At 41.9% G+C, this 17,362-nt stretch carries 14 protein-coding genes; 3 read left to right on the forward strand and 11 right to left on the reverse strand.

Annotated elements, in window-relative coordinates:
- Positions 1-17: 17 nt before the first annotated feature.
- From nifB to nifE, 3 genes are all read right to left on the reverse strand, one after another.
- On the reverse strand, positions 18-1,289 hold the full coding sequence (gene nifB / locus B5X70_RS09360) for a nitrogenase cofactor biosynthesis protein NifB (protein WP_079557646.1): 1,272 nt from the start codon (positions 1,287-1,289) through the stop codon (positions 18-20).
- Positions 1,290-1,443: 154 nt separating this feature from the next.
- Positions 1,444-2,847: a nitrogenase component 1 gene (locus B5X70_RS09365; RefSeq protein WP_198314220.1), complete on the reverse strand. Its 1,404-nt coding sequence runs from the start codon at positions 2,845-2,847 to the stop codon at positions 1,444-1,446.
- A gap of 186 nt (positions 2,848-3,033) precedes the next feature.
- The gene (gene nifE, locus B5X70_RS09370) at positions 3,034-4,374 is read right to left on the reverse strand and encodes a nitrogenase iron-molybdenum cofactor biosynthesis protein NifE (RefSeq protein ID WP_079557648.1); all 1,341 of its coding nucleotides are present in this window, start codon (positions 4,372-4,374) and stop codon (positions 3,034-3,036) included.
- A gap of 526 nt (positions 4,375-4,900) precedes the next feature.
- On the opposite strand from nifE, the gene B5X70_RS17905 reads away from it, so the two are divergent.
- On the forward strand, positions 4,901-6,232 hold the full coding sequence (locus B5X70_RS17905) for a YecA family protein (RefSeq protein ID WP_143255058.1): 1,332 nt from the start codon (positions 4,901-4,903) through the stop codon (positions 6,230-6,232).
- Between the two features lie 166 nt (positions 6,233-6,398).
- On the opposite strand, the gene B5X70_RS09380 is transcribed toward B5X70_RS17905, so the two are convergent.
- The 5 genes from B5X70_RS09380 to nifH form a co-directional block, all read right to left on the reverse strand.
- On the reverse strand, positions 6,399-7,778 hold the full coding sequence (locus B5X70_RS09380) for a nitrogenase component 1 (RefSeq protein WP_079557649.1): 1,380 nt from the start codon (positions 7,776-7,778) through the stop codon (positions 6,399-6,401).
- 87 nt (positions 7,779-7,865) lie between these two features.
- Complete coding sequence (nifD, locus tag B5X70_RS09385; protein WP_088328845.1) at positions 7,866-9,488, reverse strand: nitrogenase molybdenum-iron protein alpha chain; 1,623 nt, start codon at positions 9,486-9,488, stop codon at positions 7,866-7,868.
- Between the two features lie 24 nt (positions 9,489-9,512).
- Positions 9,513-9,878, reverse strand: a complete 366-nt coding sequence (locus B5X70_RS09390; protein ID WP_079557651.1) for a P-II family nitrogen regulator — start codon at positions 9,876-9,878, stop codon at positions 9,513-9,515.
- Positions 9,879-10,089: 211 nt separating this feature from the next.
- Positions 10,090-10,413 carry a P-II family nitrogen regulator gene (locus tag B5X70_RS09395; RefSeq protein ID WP_079557652.1) on the reverse strand — a complete coding sequence of 108 codons (324 nt, stop codon included), beginning with the start codon at positions 10,411-10,413 and terminating at the stop codon, positions 10,090-10,092.
- A 99-nt stretch (positions 10,414-10,512) separates the two neighbouring features.
- The gene (gene nifH, locus B5X70_RS09400; protein WP_079557653.1) at positions 10,513-11,337 is read right to left on the reverse strand and encodes a nitrogenase iron protein; all 825 of its coding nucleotides are present in this window, start codon (positions 11,335-11,337) and stop codon (positions 10,513-10,515) included.
- A gap of 736 nt (positions 11,338-12,073) precedes the next feature.
- Between nifH and B5X70_RS09405 the strand changes: the two genes are divergently transcribed.
- Positions 12,074-12,496 (forward strand): hypothetical protein, encoded by a 423-nt coding sequence (locus B5X70_RS09405; protein WP_079557654.1) that lies wholly within the window; start codon positions 12,074-12,076, stop codon positions 12,494-12,496.
- A 54-nt stretch (positions 12,497-12,550) separates the two neighbouring features.
- Complete coding sequence (locus B5X70_RS09410; protein WP_079557655.1) at positions 12,551-14,197, forward strand: ABC-F family ATP-binding cassette domain-containing protein; 1,647 nt, start codon at positions 12,551-12,553, stop codon at positions 14,195-14,197.
- 136 nt (positions 14,198-14,333) lie between these two features.
- Here the strand turns inward: B5X70_RS09410 and B5X70_RS09415 are convergent, their stop codons facing one another.
- The 3 genes from B5X70_RS09415 to B5X70_RS09425 form a co-directional block, all read right to left on the reverse strand.
- A complete protein-coding gene (locus tag B5X70_RS09415; protein ID WP_079557656.1) occupies positions 14,334-15,896 on the reverse strand; it encodes a T9SS type A sorting domain-containing protein in 1,563 nt (520 codons plus the stop codon).
- A 177-nt stretch (positions 15,897-16,073) separates the two neighbouring features.
- Entirely contained in the window at positions 16,074-16,574 is a 501-nt protein-coding gene (locus B5X70_RS09420; RefSeq protein ID WP_079557657.1) for a hypothetical protein, read from the reverse strand.
- Between the two features lie 49 nt (positions 16,575-16,623).
- The gene (locus B5X70_RS09425; protein ID WP_079557658.1) at positions 16,624-17,130 is read right to left on the reverse strand and encodes an META domain-containing protein; all 507 of its coding nucleotides are present in this window, start codon (positions 17,128-17,130) and stop codon (positions 16,624-16,626) included.
- Positions 17,131-17,362: the final 232 nt, after the last annotated feature.

A 17,362-nucleotide genomic window follows, 5' to 3' on the forward strand; every position in this document is an offset into this window, starting at 1 on the left:
ATACTGTTGAACTGCTTTTATGCACATCCCTGAGCATTTCCTTTGCAGTTGCTTCCGCAACGAAAAGCGTCCTGTTTGGCAATGCTTCTGATTGGTTTGTGATTGTAAATTCCATCCAGGCCTTCATCTATGAGGCCGGTCATTTCTATAATCCGGGTGCCACAACTGCTGATGATGGCTTTGGGGTTTTCACCTACTCCTGAAACCAAAAGTGCGCGACAATCTTTCATCAATCGGGCCATATCCAGCCAGCGGTTATCGCCGGTTCCGGCTTTCGGCGACTGGCGTTCTTCCACAAACTGAAAACCTTTGGGCGATTTGCGGAAGATGTAAAATGATTTAGCCTCTCCAAGGTGCATGTTTACCAGCAACCCCTCACGGGTTGCGACTGCTACGTATGGCCTTTCTTCTTCGGTAAAGGGTTCTCTTTTTGCAAATTCCTTCAACATAACATGTGTATCTTTTAAATCTTTTCCTAATAAACCGGCGGCATCGGCTCTGCATCTTGAGCAATGCGACATCAACTCTATATGTTCAGAAACCTGCATGCGGGTTTTGAACACCATTTTGGAGTCGGGCTGCTGGAGGTTCTCAAATTCAGTTCCTTTTGTAGCTATCATGGGGATGCAATTGAACACATCGGCACCCAGTTCTGAACAAACACGAGCGACTTCTACAATGTGCTCGTCGTTGATGCCGGGCATGATTACTGAATTTATTTTTACGATAATCCCCTTTCCTTTTAAAGCCGGAATGCATTTTAGCTGTTGCTCAAGCAACACCTCAGCTCCCTCGATTCCACGGTAAACTTTTTTGTTAAAACGTACCCACTTGTAAACCTTTGCTGTGATGGCAGGGTCAATGGCGTTGATGGTAATGGTGACGTGCGACACTCCAACTTTGGCCAGTTTGTCGATGTAGGGATAAAGGTTGAGACCGTTTGTGGAAACACAAAACAATTTGTCGGGATATTCAGCTTTGATGCGTTCCATGGTTTCCATGGTCTCTTCTGCATTGGCAAACGGGTCACCCGGCCCGGCAATTCCAACAACCGAAAGATTGTCCAGCTTGTCTTCCAATGCACGGAAATATTCAAATGCCTGAAATGGCTTCAGAACGGTAGAAGTTACCCCCGGCCGACTTTCGTTTACACAATCAAACTGGCGGTTGCAATAGTTGCACTGAATGTTGCAGTTTGGAGCAACCGGCAAATGCACCCTGGCATGTGAATGCTTTGCTTCTTTATCGAAACAGGGGTGGGCAATATTTGTGTTGGTTTCTTTTGTCATGGCTGTTTTTTTTAAATTATGGAGACCGGACATCGGAGACCGGAAAATGGAAGACCAGGGTTAATTAAATAATTTTTTCATTCTTCAGGTTTTTTCCGGTTTCCGTCCTCCGGTCTCCCGTTTCCGTCTTCCTGTTTCCCTTCTCCTGTCTCCGTTATATATACTTATACCCAACCGGGCTGTTTTCCTGTTTGTATTCTATCAGAGCGTTTACTATCCGGTCGAAAAGCTCCTGAGTCCCCCGATAGCCTATGTGATGCATACGTGACGCTCCAAATCTGTCGTGTATGGGAAACCCGATTCTGATGATGGGGATTTTCATTTCACGGGCTATGTAATATCCTTTGCTGTTACCAATCATAATGTCGGGTTTGAGTTCCTGCATCATTTCACGCATGGTGGCGAAATCGGAGCCATCAGCAAAAATTGTTTCATCGCTTTGTTCTGTGATTTCATTCATGGCGCTTTTCATAACTCCACTGGAAGCACCGGAGGCAACCAACACCGGAATGATTCCAATCTCCTTTAGAAATGCTGAAATGGCGATGACAAAATCTTCCTCTCCATATACCACTGCTCGCTTTCCAAACACATATTTATGGGCATCCACGTAGGCATCTATCAATCTGCCACGTTCTTTAATGTGTTTTTCGGGAACTGGCGATTTAGAGAATTCAGACAGTATATTCATGAATTTGTCAGAAGCATCAATCCCAATGGGCATGTTCAACTGATGGTTTGTAACCAACATTTTTTCCTGTAACCATTCACCGGCACTGTTAATTGAGCCATGCATGCTTTTCCCGCCGCGGTTAAAAACGGTTCCAAATTCAATGGAGGCATTTGCAGAGCCGGTTTTCTCCAGCTCCGGAATGGTCGTTCCTCCGGTGGGAATTAGTTGGTATTCATGCGTGTGTACGTTGTCGAGCGTTTCTGAATAGTCGGGAAAAATGGTGGCTTTTATACCTAAGTCGCTGCACAGTTCTTTGAGGTACCTGATGTCGGCCGGGGAAACAAATCCCGGAAACAGGTTGATATGTTCTCCTTTTTTCCCTTGTATGGCAAAACGGGCTACTGCTGCTATGGCAGCCTGATGGAAACCATTCATGTGAGTGCCGCAATAACTTGGTGTGGCTACATTGAAGAAAAGCGGCTGGTGCTGGTTTTTCGTCTGCTCGGAATAGTCTCTGACAAGCGCATCTACATCTTCTCCAATGGTTTCACTCAGACAAGTGGAGGCTATTCCGATGACTGCGGGGCGATATTGCTGAATGATATTGTTTATGCCGGTTATAAAATTCTGTCCACCACCAAAAACCGCCGCTTCCTCGCTGAAATTTGTGGAAGCAATGTCCACCGGCTCCTTATAATGGCTAATCATATATCTGCGGATATAAGTACTGCAACCCTGAGAACCATGTATGAGCGGAACACACCCCTCGATACCTTTAAATACCAATGAAGCTCCCAATGGGGCGCACAACTTACATGCATTCCGGGTGGAAGAGGTTGCTTTGTTTATGGTGGTTGAAGTTATCATGGCGTTTTTTATGTTCAAGGTTTTAATGTTTATGGTTCAGAGTTTATGGTTTATAGTTTATAGTTGTTTAATGTTTTAGGTTTAATGTTTAAAGTTTATGGTTCAGGGTTTATGGTTTAGGGTTGATGGTTGTTCAATGTTTTAAATTTAAAGTTGAGAGGTAGCGATTATTGATTGAATGTTTAAATTGACTCCTTATGTGTCTTATGTGGTTTTAAGTTTGGTGAATTTCCATACCGGGCTCATAATGGTTGCATGAATTTCTTTAGCAAAATTCATCATGCCTTCGTATCCGGCCAGAGCTTCTTTTCGTTCGTGATTGTGGTCGCAAAACCCGATTCCGATTTTATAGGCAATGGGGCGTTCTTTAACGCCTCCTATAAATACATCGGCTTGTTTCTCCTTTACAAAATTTGAAAGCTCCACCGGATTGGAATCATCCACTATGATGGTATCTTCATCGCTCAGTTTTTTTATGATTTCGTAATCATCGGCATTGCCGGTTTGTGAGCCAACTATCACCGTTTTCACACCTATTAGCCGAAGTGCTTTTATCAGCGAGATGGCTTTAAAGGCGCCGCCAACGTAGATGGCGGCTTTTTTCCCTTCTAATTGTTGCCGGTACCATTGCAATTCCGGCATTAACTTTCCAATCTCCTCCTTCACAATTTGTTGAGCACTGTTCATCAACTCCTCACTTTTAAAAAACTTTGCTACTTCGTAAAGAGCTTCCGACATATCCTCGATGCCGAAATAGGAGACTTGCATAAATGGAATACCGTATTTTTCTTTCATCAGACGAGCCAGATGCGCCATGGAACCTGAGCACTGCACCACGTTAAGCGATGCGTTGTGCGCATTGCGGATGTGGTCCACACGACCGTCGCCGGTGATGGTGGCGTTGATGTGAATGCCCATTCTTTGATAGTATTCGGTCAGAATCCAAAGTTCTCCGGCCAGGTTGAAATCGCCTAAAATATTGATGCTGAACAATGGTGTTGGCAGGTCGAGTGTTCCAACCAGATTGAAAAGTGCCTCACAGGCTACTTTATAGCCATCCTTTTTTGACCCCTGAAATCCGGGAGCTTGTACGGGTAAAATTGGTATGTTCTTTTCCTGTGCAACCTGTTTGCAAATCTTTTCCACATCATCGCCAATAATTCCGACAATGCAGGTGGAATAAACAAAAGCTGCTTTGGGACTGTACTTGTCTATCAGTTCTGTGAGGCCTTTGTAGAGTTTGGGTTCCCCGCCAAAAATCACCTCTTTTTCGCTCAAATCGGTGGAGAAACTCATGCGGTGCAACTCGGGGCCGGATGACATGGCTCCGCGGATGTCCCATGTGTATGCGGCACAGCCAATGGGTCCGTGAATGATGTGGAGCGCATCGGCAATGGGGTATAAAACCACTCTTGAGCCGCAAAACACACAGGCCCGCTGACTTACACTCCCTGCAACGCTGGGTTTGTTGCAGTCCATCTTGCCGGTTTCAACTCCGGAACGAGCAACCTGCTTCTGACGTTGTGTGAGAATGTAACTGGCCATAGTGAATAGGTATAGTTAATAATAGGTTCTCTTTACTATAGATAAAAACCGTGCCAGTATGAATTTGAAGAAATAATCCTTTGTTAAGGGTTGCTATTGTGAGTGTTACAGTTGTTTAGAACCGATAAAAATAATAGATTTATTACAACTGTGTAGGTATTATAACAAAATCCTACCAATGGGTAGGATTTTGTTAAAATTACTATTGTCGTTTTTGAATTCTGAATTAATTTTTAATCAAATCAGAAACTTTGTTTCTGTGTGTGAGGTGAAGTATGTGCATAGCTCTGGATCAAGCTTGAAATTGGAGCACTCCAATCATAAACGATTTTTAGTCCCGATGAATCGGGATTAGAACGATAGATAAGATTAATCCTAAAATTAAGATCTATCTCTACTGCTCTATCTGTCTTTAATCTAACATTCTTCGCGTCTATAACATATTTAGAATATAAATTTAAACAGCTATTATGTTATTGGAGTTCTATTTTGTTGATGGTATCTTTGCGTATAAAACTTAAGAAGTATGAGCCATATTGGAAGAAACGATCCCTGTCACTGCGGTAGCGGTAAGAAATATAAAAAATGCTGCTTGGCAACTGATCAGCAAAAAGAGAGGGATGAATATTTATTAAGCAAGGAGTATTTGCCTGATGATGATTTGTTTGAAGAGGTTTTTGGTGAATATGATAAGTTTGATTTGAATTCTCTGGATTTCGGAGCCCTAAATGAATCCTTTGAAGATGATTATCCGAAAATTAGCACTGAAGAAGAGATAAAAGTGAATGATTGGTGGGAGAGATATAAAGAGATGGATGATCCTGAAGAAATTATCCTTCATTTAAAAACTTTTCTGGAAGAAAATACTATTGAAACCAATATTAATCTGGGACTTGAACATGAGGTGATCTTTGAACTTGTGGCTGAGTCTCAAAGAAGAGATTCTTTAGATAAGGCAATTGATTTTCTTTTTTATATGAGAGAACGGTATCCTGATATATATGTAAAAAGTGCGGGATATTATGATACAGACATAATTGTTTGGTTATGTTTAAAGGGGCGGACTGCTGAAATAAGCCAATATTTAAATTACTTCGAGGAATTTCCTGTGAGATGGATTGAGAAGCTTTTTAAGGCGATTGACTTTCTCTTAGCTATTGGTCTGGATGCCCCGTTAGTTACATTTACTAAGAAAATATACAAAGAATTATGGTACTCCAAAGATGTGATGAATGGGGAGTCCATAGCAGATATCCCTTTTAATGAATTGGTCGCTCCTTTTTTGTCGGGAAGCGGTAGCGATGATGATATAAAATCTCTTACCGGTAAGTTGGCCGCAATGGAACTGGATTTTCATAAGGAAATTTATACCACAGCCTACTGGCAACAAATCATTGAAGAATATCATCGTCCATTTGAAGTTTGGGATGTAAAATCTTTGGGAAAGCGGGAATTGATAAACAGGATATTTAATAATTATATGCGATATCTTATTGAAAACAAGAGCCTGTCAATTCATGTGTCGCATTACTACACAAATTTACTGAAGGAGTTTTATGTCCTTTGGTTTACTCAGAAAAGAGATAAGAATAATCTGTTTAAAATTACGGAAAAGCAAATCAATTCAATAGTTGCCGAAATGGGTTCCGATTTTATACATCCGAAAGTGGTTACCATTATGTCCGCTATAAACTCTCTTTCGATGTATGCCGAATATTTAGAAGTTTGTGGGAATTACACGGAGGAAGATAAAAAGAATCTGATTCAGGTATGTTCTAGAATTCACAAAGAGTTTTATGATTCATTTAAGCCTGTTGATATGGAAATCTTAGCCTTTGAGCGGTTTCCAATGTATTGATTGAGATTGATTTTCAAGTATAGAACTCTCAGGATGCGAGGAGGTATATAAAACTCAACCCGATGGCAATGCCTTGGGGGTATTCGCTCTGAATAGAGAGGCAAAAATTTATTGATTGGATGACTCAAAGTCATCCAATCAATATAACTGAGTAAAGAAACGTGTATTACATCTGAAATTCAATTTTCTCTTCTGGACATGTTCTGTCTTCATGGTCGAGCAGTGCGCCGATAATTTGCACTACAAGATTGGCGGCTCCCTGGTAACCTGTTTTTGGCATGTAGTTATGTCCGGAGCGGTCGGTAATAGGAAAACCAAAGCGTACAAACGGAGTATCTTCATCGCGGGCAATGTATTTTCCATAAGTATTTCCAATGAGCAGGTCAACTCCTTCCTGCTTAATCCACTGGTGCATTTGAAACATGTCGGCCCGTTCCCCGCTTTTAAATTTAGCTTCCGGAACGTTTTTCAGGATTTCTTTCATGCGGGCTTCGAATAGTTTTCCGGGAGTTCCGGTAACAGCATAAACGGGGCGCATGTCCAGCGAAACCAGAAATTCGCACAATGGAATCAGTGTGTCGGGGTCGCCCCAGAGGGCGACGCGCCTACCATAAAGTAATTTGGCACTATCGGCAACGAGGTCGACAAGGCGACCGCGTTCAAGTGTAACATCATCGGGAACGGGTACATTGGCGTGGCGACTCAGCGACATGATAAACCGGTCGGTGGCTTTCAATCCAATGGGGATATCAACCATTTCAAACTTTACTTTACACTTGTTCTCGAGTGTAATACAAGCATCTTCGGTGGAGTAGGGGCCAAGTCCGATGGTGAATTTGCTGTCGCCGGTGGCTTTCATATCTTCCACTGTGGTTCCTCCCTGCGGATACATGTGGAATTTGCCGTCCATGGGCGCATCCAGCACTCCCGTTAAGTCGGGAAACATAATGGTTCGTGCTTCCAGAGCTTTGGCAAGCCGCTTGATTTCAGCCATATCGGATGGTTCCATCCAGCCTGCAACCAGATTTACCACATTTTTCTTTTTAGGAGTAGCTGTGGAAAAGGATTTTACGAAGGATGATACCTGGTTGGCATATCCGGTTACGTGGGTTCCCACGTAACTGGGTGTGTTGCAGAATATCACGTGTTTTCCTTCGGGAATCATCCCGTCATCTTTGGCTTTCCCAATAATGGCCGTCATATCATCACCAATGGTTTCCGACAAACAGGTGGTATGAGCAGCAATAACATCTGGCTCGTAAACAGTGAAAATGGTGTTGATGGCCTGCACCAGGTTGGCTGTTCCTCCAAAAACGGAGGAGCCTTCGGTGAATGAGCTGGTGGCTGCCATTACCGGCTCTTTAAAATGCCGTGTGAGAGCACTTCGGTGGTATGAGCAACAGCCTTGCGAACCGTGGCTGTGGGGGAGGCATCCATGCAGCCCCAGGGCTGCATACATGGCTCCCACGGGCTGACAGGTTTTGGCGGGATTTATGGTCAGCGCCTTCCTGTCTATCTCTTTGGGAGTTGTGTGTCGTAATAACATAATTAATCAGGTTTAAGAATTTAAGGAAATCGGAAAATGGAAACCGGATTTCGGAAATAATTGCTTTTTAAAATAATGGCAGAGATGTTAGTAAGCATAAACGGCCTGAACCATTTCTTCTTTTTCCCAGGGGGCTTTCACCTCTTTCCAAATGGATGTGGACACCATCATGGAAATGTCGTTGTAAAAATTGATGGCACCTTTAAAACCGGCATAGGGACCACCCGAATCGTAGTTATGCAACTGCTTTAGTGGTACTCCCATCTTCTGAACCACGTACTTCTCTTTTATTCCGGCACAGAAAATGTCAGGTTTGTACATCTCTATCAATTTATCCATTTCGTGGTGGCTAAGGTCGTCAATTACCAGAGCACCTTTTTCCATTTGAGGCATCAGGCCTTTGTAATCGTTGTACTCGAGATCGACTTGCTTTTGAATCTCCTCCAGTTTTTCTTTGGTCATGCGCTCTTTGTACCGTTTTTCGTCACGTTTAACGGTGATTTCCTCAATGTTACGGCTATCAGCATCAATTTTTATGGATGGTAAAACGCGTCGGCCTTCGTAGTCGTCACGATGACCAAATTCATAACCGGCAGCAACGGTTCTAATCCCCAACTCTTCGAACAGATCCTGATAATGGTGAGCTCTTGAACCCCCAACAAAGAGCATGGAAGTTTTTCCGGTGGTTTTGGGCAGAACTGCTTCTCTTGCTGCTTCCACATCTTTCATCTCTTCGGCAATCACCTCTTCAACTTTCGCTATTAACTCTTCATCTTCAAAATAGGCCGCAATTTTACGCAGGGCTTTGGCAGTGGAATCTGCACCTATTAGGTTAACCTTTATCCAGGGTATTCCAAAGGAGGTTTCAAGCATCTCGGCCACGTAGTTGATGGAACGGTGGCACATTACCAACGAAAGATCGGCGGTGTGAGCCTGTTCAAATGACGAGATGGTTGAATTTCCCGAGAAAGTTGCAACCAACTCAATGCCGCATTTTTCAAAAATGCGTTCAATTTCGAAAGCGTCTCCACCAATGTTGTATTCACCCAACATATTAATTCTGTACTTTGTGCTTCCTTTTACAGTATCATCGTTGCCAATGAGGTGCTTGTACAATTGGTTGTTGGCAATGTGGTGACCGGCTGACTGGGAAACGCCCTTGTAGCCTTCGCAGGAAAAACCAAAGATGTTGATTTTGTTATCATACTCTTCCATCATCTGTTCTGCCACTTTGTGCACATCATCACCAATGAGTCCTACCGGACAGGTCGAGAATATTCCAATGGCTTTGGGATTGAAAAGTTCTACAGCTTCACGGACGGCTTGCTTGAGTTTCTCTTCTCCTCCAAAAACAATGTTGGAGTCCTGCATGTCGGTAGAAAAGCAATAGGTGATAAAGTTTTCCTCGGCATCACTGGTAGTAGTGGTTTGGTTTCTCCGGGTTAGCCATGAGTAAAACCCGCAGCCAATCGGCCCATGTGTGATGTTTACAATGTCCCGGGTGGGTCCAAGCACCACACCTTTGCATCCGGCATAGGTGCATCCTCTCTGGGTGATGATTCCCGGAATGGTTCTGATGTTGGCCTGAATTTCGGGAATATTCTCAGGGTCGTTGTTGACGATCCCCTTTGCCCTCTTTTTTGCTACTTTATTGGGATATTTTTCAATCACCGTCTCCCTGAATTTGCTCAGGTCTTTTTTATTCTTCATTCCCATAATTGTTTCCTCCTTACTTTAGTCAAGTGTTAAATCTCCGGATTCTCCGTTTCTCACCCTGATGGAATCAATGGTGTTGACTACGAATACTTTGCCGTCGCCACTTTTTCCGGAATGATTGGCATCAATGATGGTTTTAACGGCCAGGTCTTTTTTATCGTCGGTAACCACCAGCGTGATGAGGCGTTTTGATTTAAATCGTGGTGTATCGGAGATGAACTCATGGTGCTGGGGATTGACCTCTTTGGCCTTTTCCAGGTCGCCGTGACCTTTTCCCCGCCCCAGTACTGCCATTGCAGTGAACGAGGGCAATCCTGCGTCCGAAAGAGCCACTTTGGTCTCCTGCATTTTGGCTATCCTAATTATTGCGAGTATTAGTTTCATATAATTCAGTTATCAGTTATCAGTGAACAGTTATCAGTGAACAGTTGTCAGGGTGATTAATAGTTTGTAGTTTAAAGTTGGAGAGTTGATGGTTGATGGTTGATGGTTGATAGTTGGGGCTTGATGGTTTTTTGTTAACTATAAACTATAAACTATAAACCCAGAACTATAAACTCTCAACATTGAACCTCGAACCTAAAACTTTAAAACTTCACTCCTTATACCCTGATGAAATGGTGTATGACTCTTCCACCGGGGTAACGAATATTTTTCCATCGCCAAACTGTCCACCATCTTCTGATCGGGCTGAATTCATGATGGTTTCTACTACGAAATCTTTGTCCTTTTCCTGGATAACCAGCATCAGCATCTCTTTTGGAAGTTCATCATAGGTCACAGTTCCAACTTTCAGTCCACGCTGTTTACCGCGACCAAATACCGGAAGTTTAGTAACGGCCGGAAATCCGGCATCAAATAGTGCTTTAAGTACTGCCGGTGACTTTTCCGGACGCACAATGGCTCTTAACATATACATAGTTGTGAGTTTTTTTAGTTTTTAATTGTGATGAGTTTTTCGGAAAAAGATATTTTACATCTTAACTTCTCTTTTTCTTAATGTCTAATATCTAGTTCTCTAATTAAGGACACCAAAATCGATGAGTAGTTTTTCCAAATCATCAATGGCAAGAGGAGTAGGAAGTACAAACATTTTATTTTCATCAATTTTTCTGGCCAATTCACGATACTCGTCGGCCTGTACATGCTCAGGTGCATGGTCTATCACGGTTTTTCTGTTGATTTCTGCATGCTGCACCATGTTGTCGCGAGGTACAAAGTGAATCATTTGAGTACCCAGCTTTTTGGCAAACTCCTCTATCATATTGGCTTCGTTGTCAACTTTTCTGGAGTTACAGATCAATCCTCCCAGACGAACCTTCCCGGCCTTACCGAATTTTGCAATGGATTTGCAGATGTTGTTGGCAGCATACATGGCCATCATTTCACCAGAACAAACAATGTAAACCTCCTCTGCTTTTCCATCTCTGATTGGCATGGCAAACCCTCCGCAAACAACGTCTCCCAGAACATCGTAAAATACATAATCGAGCTGTTTGTCTTCATCGTAGGCACCCAGTTGTTCCAGAAGGTTAATGGAGGTGATAATTCCTCTACCTGCACAACCTACACCAGGCTCAGGACCGCCTGATTCCACACAACGGGTTTCACCAAATCCTGCTTTTAATACATCTTCCAATTCAATGTCTTCACCCTCGTCCCGTAATGTATCGAGAACCGTTTTCTGAGCCAGTCCGTGAAGCAGCAATCGGGTGGAGTCTGCTTTGGGGTCGCAACCCACTATCATCACTTTTTTTCCAAGTTCAACCAGTCCGGCTACTGTGTTTTGGGTAGTGGTACTTTTACCGATTCCACCTTTCCCGTAAATAGCAATTTTTCTCATGGCATTTAATGTTTAAGTTAGTTCTTTGGTTTGGGGTATTGAAATAAGTGTGCCGAACCATGCCATTTATGTTTTTTGGGATTACTGTGTATGTGTTAAAATGCAGTATTGTAGTGATTTAAAAAGTGTAAGTGCTGTTTGTTTTAATTGAGTTTAAATAAAGCGACAGGCTGTTTATTAACATTATGGTATCTATTAAATCCCTATCCTACCAAAAAGTAGTTTTTTTGAGGGTCTGTTTTTATCTGATTTGATGGATAGAAAATAGGTTGTGTTTTAATGTGTTGTGAGATAGTGTTTTGTATGTGATTGGATGTGTTAAATCAGGCTTTGGCCTGATTTATGATTTGCAGAAAACATTATCATTTTTCAAAAGAAATCACTATTGTCCGGGGCAATAATTTCATATTATTTAAGTGCTCAAGCCGCACAGGCTTTTACTTTTTTTCTACAGCAAAAAAAAGTAAACAAAAAATGCCGCCGCTGCACGAAAAAGACTAAAAATCAATGTGTTTTTCTAAAAACCGTGAACTCGCTACGCTCAAACAACACGGTTTTTTTAACGAAAAAAACATTGATTTTCTTAACGTCTTTTTCCTGAGGCGGAAAGCAAGCCCAATATTTCAAGAAAGCCGCGCAGCTCAATAAACAAGGCATAATTCATGATTTTTAAATAATTAACCGGACACCAGTGAAAAGAAATCTGAATATTTTACCAATACTAAAAACCAAAAATATGGAAACCACAACCATCACCGCCGATCAGGATTTTCAAATTCTGGCCAACGATACATTAAAGGAAGCCAACCGGTTTTACGCCATCATTGAAAAGGCTTTGAACGGATCATCCAAATTCAGTGATGACCTTAAATACAGCATGATTTTAATGACTCTGGAGAAATACTTTGTGGCTTTAATGGCCTGTTACGAAGAATTGCCAACTCATCATGTGCCACTGGGGTTATTTCGTGAGGCCGAGATGCTGGAGCCTGATTTAACACCTTCTATGAAACAGACCTGTGTACTGACAGGAAAGTTTGAGGGCATTTGTTCTCTCGAAGACTTTGGTTACCGCACTCCTTCGCCGGAAGATTTATCAGCCATGCTTGAAGGCATGGCTGAAATTAAGTCATTAACAGAGAGAAGGGTTTTGGGATAATATTTCAATGTTTCTGCCTATCTTTGTCGCTTTAATTTTTAACTATACAGATTAATGATTTCAGTTGACGGATTGACAGTTGAGTTTGGTGGAACCACATTATTTAAGAATATTTCTTTCGCTATTAACGATCAGGACAAAATAGCCCTTATGGGTAAAAATGGTGCGGGCAAGTCAACTTTGCTAAAGATTATGGCAGGTGTTCGTGACGCTTCATCAGGCAGAGTTACTGTACCACAGGATGCGGTAATTGCCTATTTGCCGCAACATTTAATGACGGAAGACAACCGTACGGTTTTTGAGGAGACTTCTCAGGCCTTTGCACACATCAATGATATGCAGACTGAGATAGATGAGATCAATCATCAACTTTCAACACGCACCGATTATGAATCTGAAGCTTACTATGAGTTGATTGAGCGCGTTTCTGTTTTAAGCGAGAAATTTTACAGTATAGAGGAGACCAATTACGAGTCGGAAGTGGAGAAAATTCTTATGGGGCTCGGGTTTACACGCAACGATTTTAACCGTCCTACCAGCGAGTACAGTGGTGGTTGGCGAATGCGTATAGAACTGGCCAAAATATTGCTCAAAAATCCCGATCTCATCCTGTTGGATGAGCCAACCAATCATCTCGATATCGAGTCCATTCAATGGCTGGAAGATTTTCTGGTGAACAATGCCAAAGCGGTCATCGTCATATCGCACGATAAGGCTTTTGTGGACAATATTACCACCCGAACCATTGAAATCACGATGGGGCGCATCTACGATTATAAGGTGAATTATTCCCAATACCTTGAATTACGTAAAGAACGCCGTGAGCAGCAGCAGCGACAATATGAGGAGCAGCAAAAAATGATTGCCGACAATAAGGTGTTTATTGAGCGTTTTAAAGGGACTTATTCAAAAACCAACCAGGTGCAAAGCAGGGTAAGAATGCTTGAAAAACTCGAAATTGTGGAAGTAGATCAGGAAGATAATTCGGCTCTTAGATTAAAGTTCCCACCTTCTCCCAGATCCGGCAGTTATCCGGTAATTGTTGATGAGGTCGCCAAAAATTATGACGATTTTAATGTGTTTTCCAATGCTTCGCTCAGCCTGAAACGAGGTGAAAGAGTAGCCTTTGTTGGGCGCAATGGTGAAGGGAAATCAACCCTTGTTAAATGCATTATGGGAGAAACTGATTTTAAGGGGAAACTCACTGTTGGGCACAACGTTAAGATAGGTTATTTTGCGCAGAATCAGGCATCGTTGCTCAATGAAGAACTAACGGTTTTTCAAACCATTGATGATGTGGCAGTGGGAGAGATTCGGACCAAAATTAAAGATCTCCTAGGGGCTTTTATGTTTGGTGGGGATGATATTCACAAAAAAGTAAAAGTGCTTTCGGGAGGTGAGCGTACCCGACTGGCCATGATAAAACTCCTTCTTGAACCGGTTAATTTGCTTATTCTGGATGAGCCAACCAATCATTTGGATATTAGGACGAAAGATATTCTGAAAAGTGCTCTTATGGATTTTGACGGAACTCTTATTCTGGTATCACACGACCGTGATTTTCTGGACGGCCTTGCAGAGAAAGTGTACGAGTTTGGTAACAAACGCGTAAAAGAGCACATGGGTGATATTCAAAGCTTCCTGACAAAGAAAAAGATGGACAATTTAAGAGAAGTTGAAAGGTTGGCGGTAAGGAATTAAAAGCAGTGATGCTTAATCTGATGCCTCTTCATATTTATGTTTTTGAGCAGTTTGCATTTTATTGCACGGAGAGTGCGGAACTCTTCACAGAGAATAAACTCTGTGAAAACTCCGTGCCCTCTGTGTAACTTTTCCATTATTTCACCACCAGCTTCTCGCTAAAGGTTTCATTGTTGTACTTTACTGTTACAATGTAGAGGCCTTTTTGCCAGCCTGCTGTGTTAATGGTATGTGAATTGCTTTTAATGTTTCTCTGATGGGTGATAAGCCGTTGATTCTGATCATGAACTTCGAATTCCCAGATTTGAGATGACATAGAATTCAAATCCTCACCAGAACTTAAATTCAATGAAACCGATGTTTCATTTGAGGCAGGGTTTGGGAAAATTTTAACTTGCATAAGGGAGCCGAATCCAAAATAGATATCTCTTGTTACAGTACTCCATCCGCATTCTGCAAAATAGGTTAACCGGAACGTATAGTGCCCAGAATAGTCTGTCGAAAACGGAAAGGTCTGTCCGCTAGCTAACCTGTTGGGAATACCACTTTTTGGTGGGGCAATAATGGTCCACCTGTAATTACCCGGGTCAGGAGAAGGATTGTTTAAGTGGGCTTTAACTAGGTAATTGGTTAAGATTGTACCGGAATGATAAGAGTTTATTCCATCTGCGTCATACAATAGAATGACAGCGTTTTCATTCCCAACTTTGGAAATATTTTTACGAATCTCGTATGAGCTACCACATGCGGTGATGGTTGCTTTTACAAAATGTGAAATACTGAATACGCCAGTATTTGAAACGGTTACCTGAGGTGTTCCTTGTCCGTTGCTAATAGATAAACTGTTGCTTGTTGTCCAGTTTATTTGGGCTCCTTCGGGAAGATTCTCAATTTGGTACGTAGCCTGCTGGCAGACGGTTGAGGGGCCGGAGATAAGAGTCGCTGCTTTGCCGACGAGTGTTGTTGGAGCAGTGCCAAGCGGATCAAGCCAGTCCCTCAAACGCCGCCTGTTATCGATGGCACCTCCTCCTGTCCAAGAGACACTGAATTTGCCGTAAGAAACCTCTTGTAGTTCAGGTTGGTTGTCACAAAGATGTTGAGGGCAAATAGCTAAATTTCCGGGGCCATACAATTGTCCGATTACATGTCTATTTGAGTTTATTAATGGAGAACCTGAGGAGCCAGGCTCCATAACTGAGTGACCGTTAGATGTAGCTACAAAACCAGTTTGCCAATAGTTTGCGTTTAGACATGTGGAGTTTGTTGGAGTGCCTATATAAGTGGCAATCTTTTTCACATCTCCATTTGGATGATGAATCCCTACTCCGCCAGTTCCTGCGTAACCCGACCTATCCCAACCAAGGTAGTAAGGTGTAACACCATTCCTATCTTTAGGGTCTTCTGTTAATTGTAGTAGTGCGAAGTCCGTATTCCCGTTGTTTGCAATTACCGTAGCCCCAACCGTAGATAATATGGCTGGAGGTGGAGCAATATTCGGACAGCGTGGACTTTCATAATTCCAGTAGAAAGACCAATGATTCAAAACGGGGTTAGTGATTGCATCATATTTTATGTGATCGTTCGCCCATCCTCCCAAACAATGATCCGCAGTAAGGAATAATGGTCGATCATCATCACATACAGTATTAATCAACGAGCCGGTACACCATCTTACTCCACCAACTAGTATCAGAGCCACGGCATTCTTTTCCTGCTGCCAAGTATTTCCTTCCGAACAATTTATATTGACTTGGCAGTCACCAGATAGGGAAAGTCTGCTGGTAGAATCTTCAGGCAGAGTGATATATCTATAACCATGGACTATATTCGCAATGGATATTACCCCCTGTTCCTCAATATTTTCAGGCAGATAATATTACAATATGATCGTTCTTCCATACAGCAATCCCGTTGCAAATCCCTGAATATCGTTTGCTGAGCCCTTATTATTCCTTGATGTAAAGGCACCCAAAATATGTTTTCGGTCATCGGTATAGAGGAAAAGTTTAGCTTTTTCAGGTAACCAGAACTGGTCATACAATAAATTGATAGAAAGCGCGCCAGGGCAGTGAATGCTTAACTGCCAAATTCTATCACCGTTAGGCAAAGTTGTCCAAACACCAGAATTGAGTAAATTGAAACTCACAGCATGAGGAAAACCAAACCTCGGAGGCAGCCCGTTTTGCGCATCTCTTTCGTCTTCCTGTTGTATTCGTGCCATATCCAGGCTCGGCATGATTTTCAAATCCGTTTCTCTATTTTGTATTGCAACGCCAATGGTTTCATTGAAGCTGACTGGTAGTTCATCCGTACTGATTTGGGTAGATGCGGAAAAGAAAACAAAATTTAGGGTGATTAAGGTAAGTATCTTTTTCATCGTTGATATATTTGACCTAAATTGAAATTAATAAAAGTATAATGGCTTGTTATTCTATAGGTTTAAAAAGCATGTGCTTGTCTTTTTGATATTTTAGAACCAGTCCTTTCTGAGTAATTTGGTAAGAAAAGACGTTGTTTACCGCATCAATAAAGGCTTTACCATCAAAAATTTCATTAATATAAGTTTCTGGCCCAAAACTAATAATATTGATAGTACTTTTATTATCCAGATAATATTTTCCACCTGCGATATTAGTAGAAGTATGGCCTTTTATAGAACCATTATCGCCAAAAATCAATGTATAACAATTATCATCATTTGGCACTGCTAATTTGATCCTGTTTGATTTTTCATTGGCAAAACCAATCAATGTCCACGTGGTTTCCAACAGAGGCAAGGAGATATAGGAAGGATTTTCCGAAATTTCACGAAGCAATACGGTATCATCCTGTGCATTTATCTCATTTTTGTTGCACGCCATAATTAGAAATAAAAGCAGGATTAATCCCATTCCAACTATGTAAGTTTGTTTGTTAATTGTCTTGGTTTTCATAATGAGTTCGTTTTATTTTTATAATTCCAATTTCAGCCGATTTAGGGAGCTTGTTTACAATAATGCTATACCGGAAAACTCGCGGTCGTGTAGCCAAAACAGGACGCTTAAATGTGACAGAGCAAAAAAGCACACTATACAATGATGTTAAATATACGAAAAGGTTGCGAAGTAAATTAATGTTTTTGAGCAGGTTGCATTTTGCTACACGGAGAGCACAGAAACTGTCACT

Origin of the sequence: Alkalitalea saponilacus (assembly GCF_900168165.1) — a bacterium.
Classification (GTDB): Bacteria; Bacteroidota; Bacteroidia; order Bacteroidales; family Marinilabiliaceae; genus Natronoflexus; species Natronoflexus saponilacus.

What these genes read in the sequence shown, in the direction of transcription:
- nifB (WP_079557646.1), bottom strand. Translation starts at nt 1,289, where the DNA reads ATGACAAAAGAAACCAACACAAATATTGCCCACCCCTGTTTCGATAAA.
- nifE (WP_079557648.1), bottom strand. Translation starts at nt 4,374, where the DNA reads ATGGCCAGTTACATTCTCACACAACGTCAGAAGCAGGTTGCTCGTTCC.
- B5X70_RS17905 (WP_143255058.1), top strand. Translation starts at nt 4,901, where the DNA reads ATGAGCCATATTGGAAGAAACGATCCCTGTCACTGCGGTAGCGGTAAG.
- B5X70_RS09380 (WP_079557649.1), bottom strand. Translation starts at nt 7,778, where the DNA reads ATGTTATTACGACACACAACTCCCAAAGAGATAGACAGGAAGGCGCTG.
- nifD (WP_088328845.1), bottom strand. Translation starts at nt 9,488, where the DNA reads ATGAAGAATAAAAAAGACCTGAGCAAATTCAGGGAGACGGTGATTGAA.
- B5X70_RS09390 (WP_079557651.1), bottom strand. Translation starts at nt 9,878, where the DNA reads ATGAAACTAATACTCGCAATAATTAGGATAGCCAAAATGCAGGAGACC.
- B5X70_RS09395 (WP_079557652.1), bottom strand. Translation starts at nt 10,413, where the DNA reads ATGTATATGTTAAGAGCCATTGTGCGTCCGGAAAAGTCACCGGCAGTA.
- nifH (WP_079557653.1), bottom strand. Translation starts at nt 11,337, where the DNA reads ATGAGAAAAATTGCTATTTACGGGAAAGGTGGAATCGGTAAAAGTACC.
- B5X70_RS09405 (WP_079557654.1), top strand. Translation starts at nt 12,074, where the DNA reads ATGGAAACCACAACCATCACCGCCGATCAGGATTTTCAAATTCTGGCC.
- B5X70_RS09410 (WP_079557655.1), top strand. Translation starts at nt 12,551, where the DNA reads ATGATTTCAGTTGACGGATTGACAGTTGAGTTTGGTGGAACCACATTA.
- B5X70_RS09420 (WP_079557657.1), bottom strand. Translation starts at nt 16,574, where the DNA reads ATGAAAAAGATACTTACCTTAATCACCCTAAATTTTGTTTTCTTTTCC.
- B5X70_RS09425 (WP_079557658.1), bottom strand. Translation starts at nt 17,130, where the DNA reads ATGAAAACCAAGACAATTAACAAACAAACTTACATAGTTGGAATGGGA.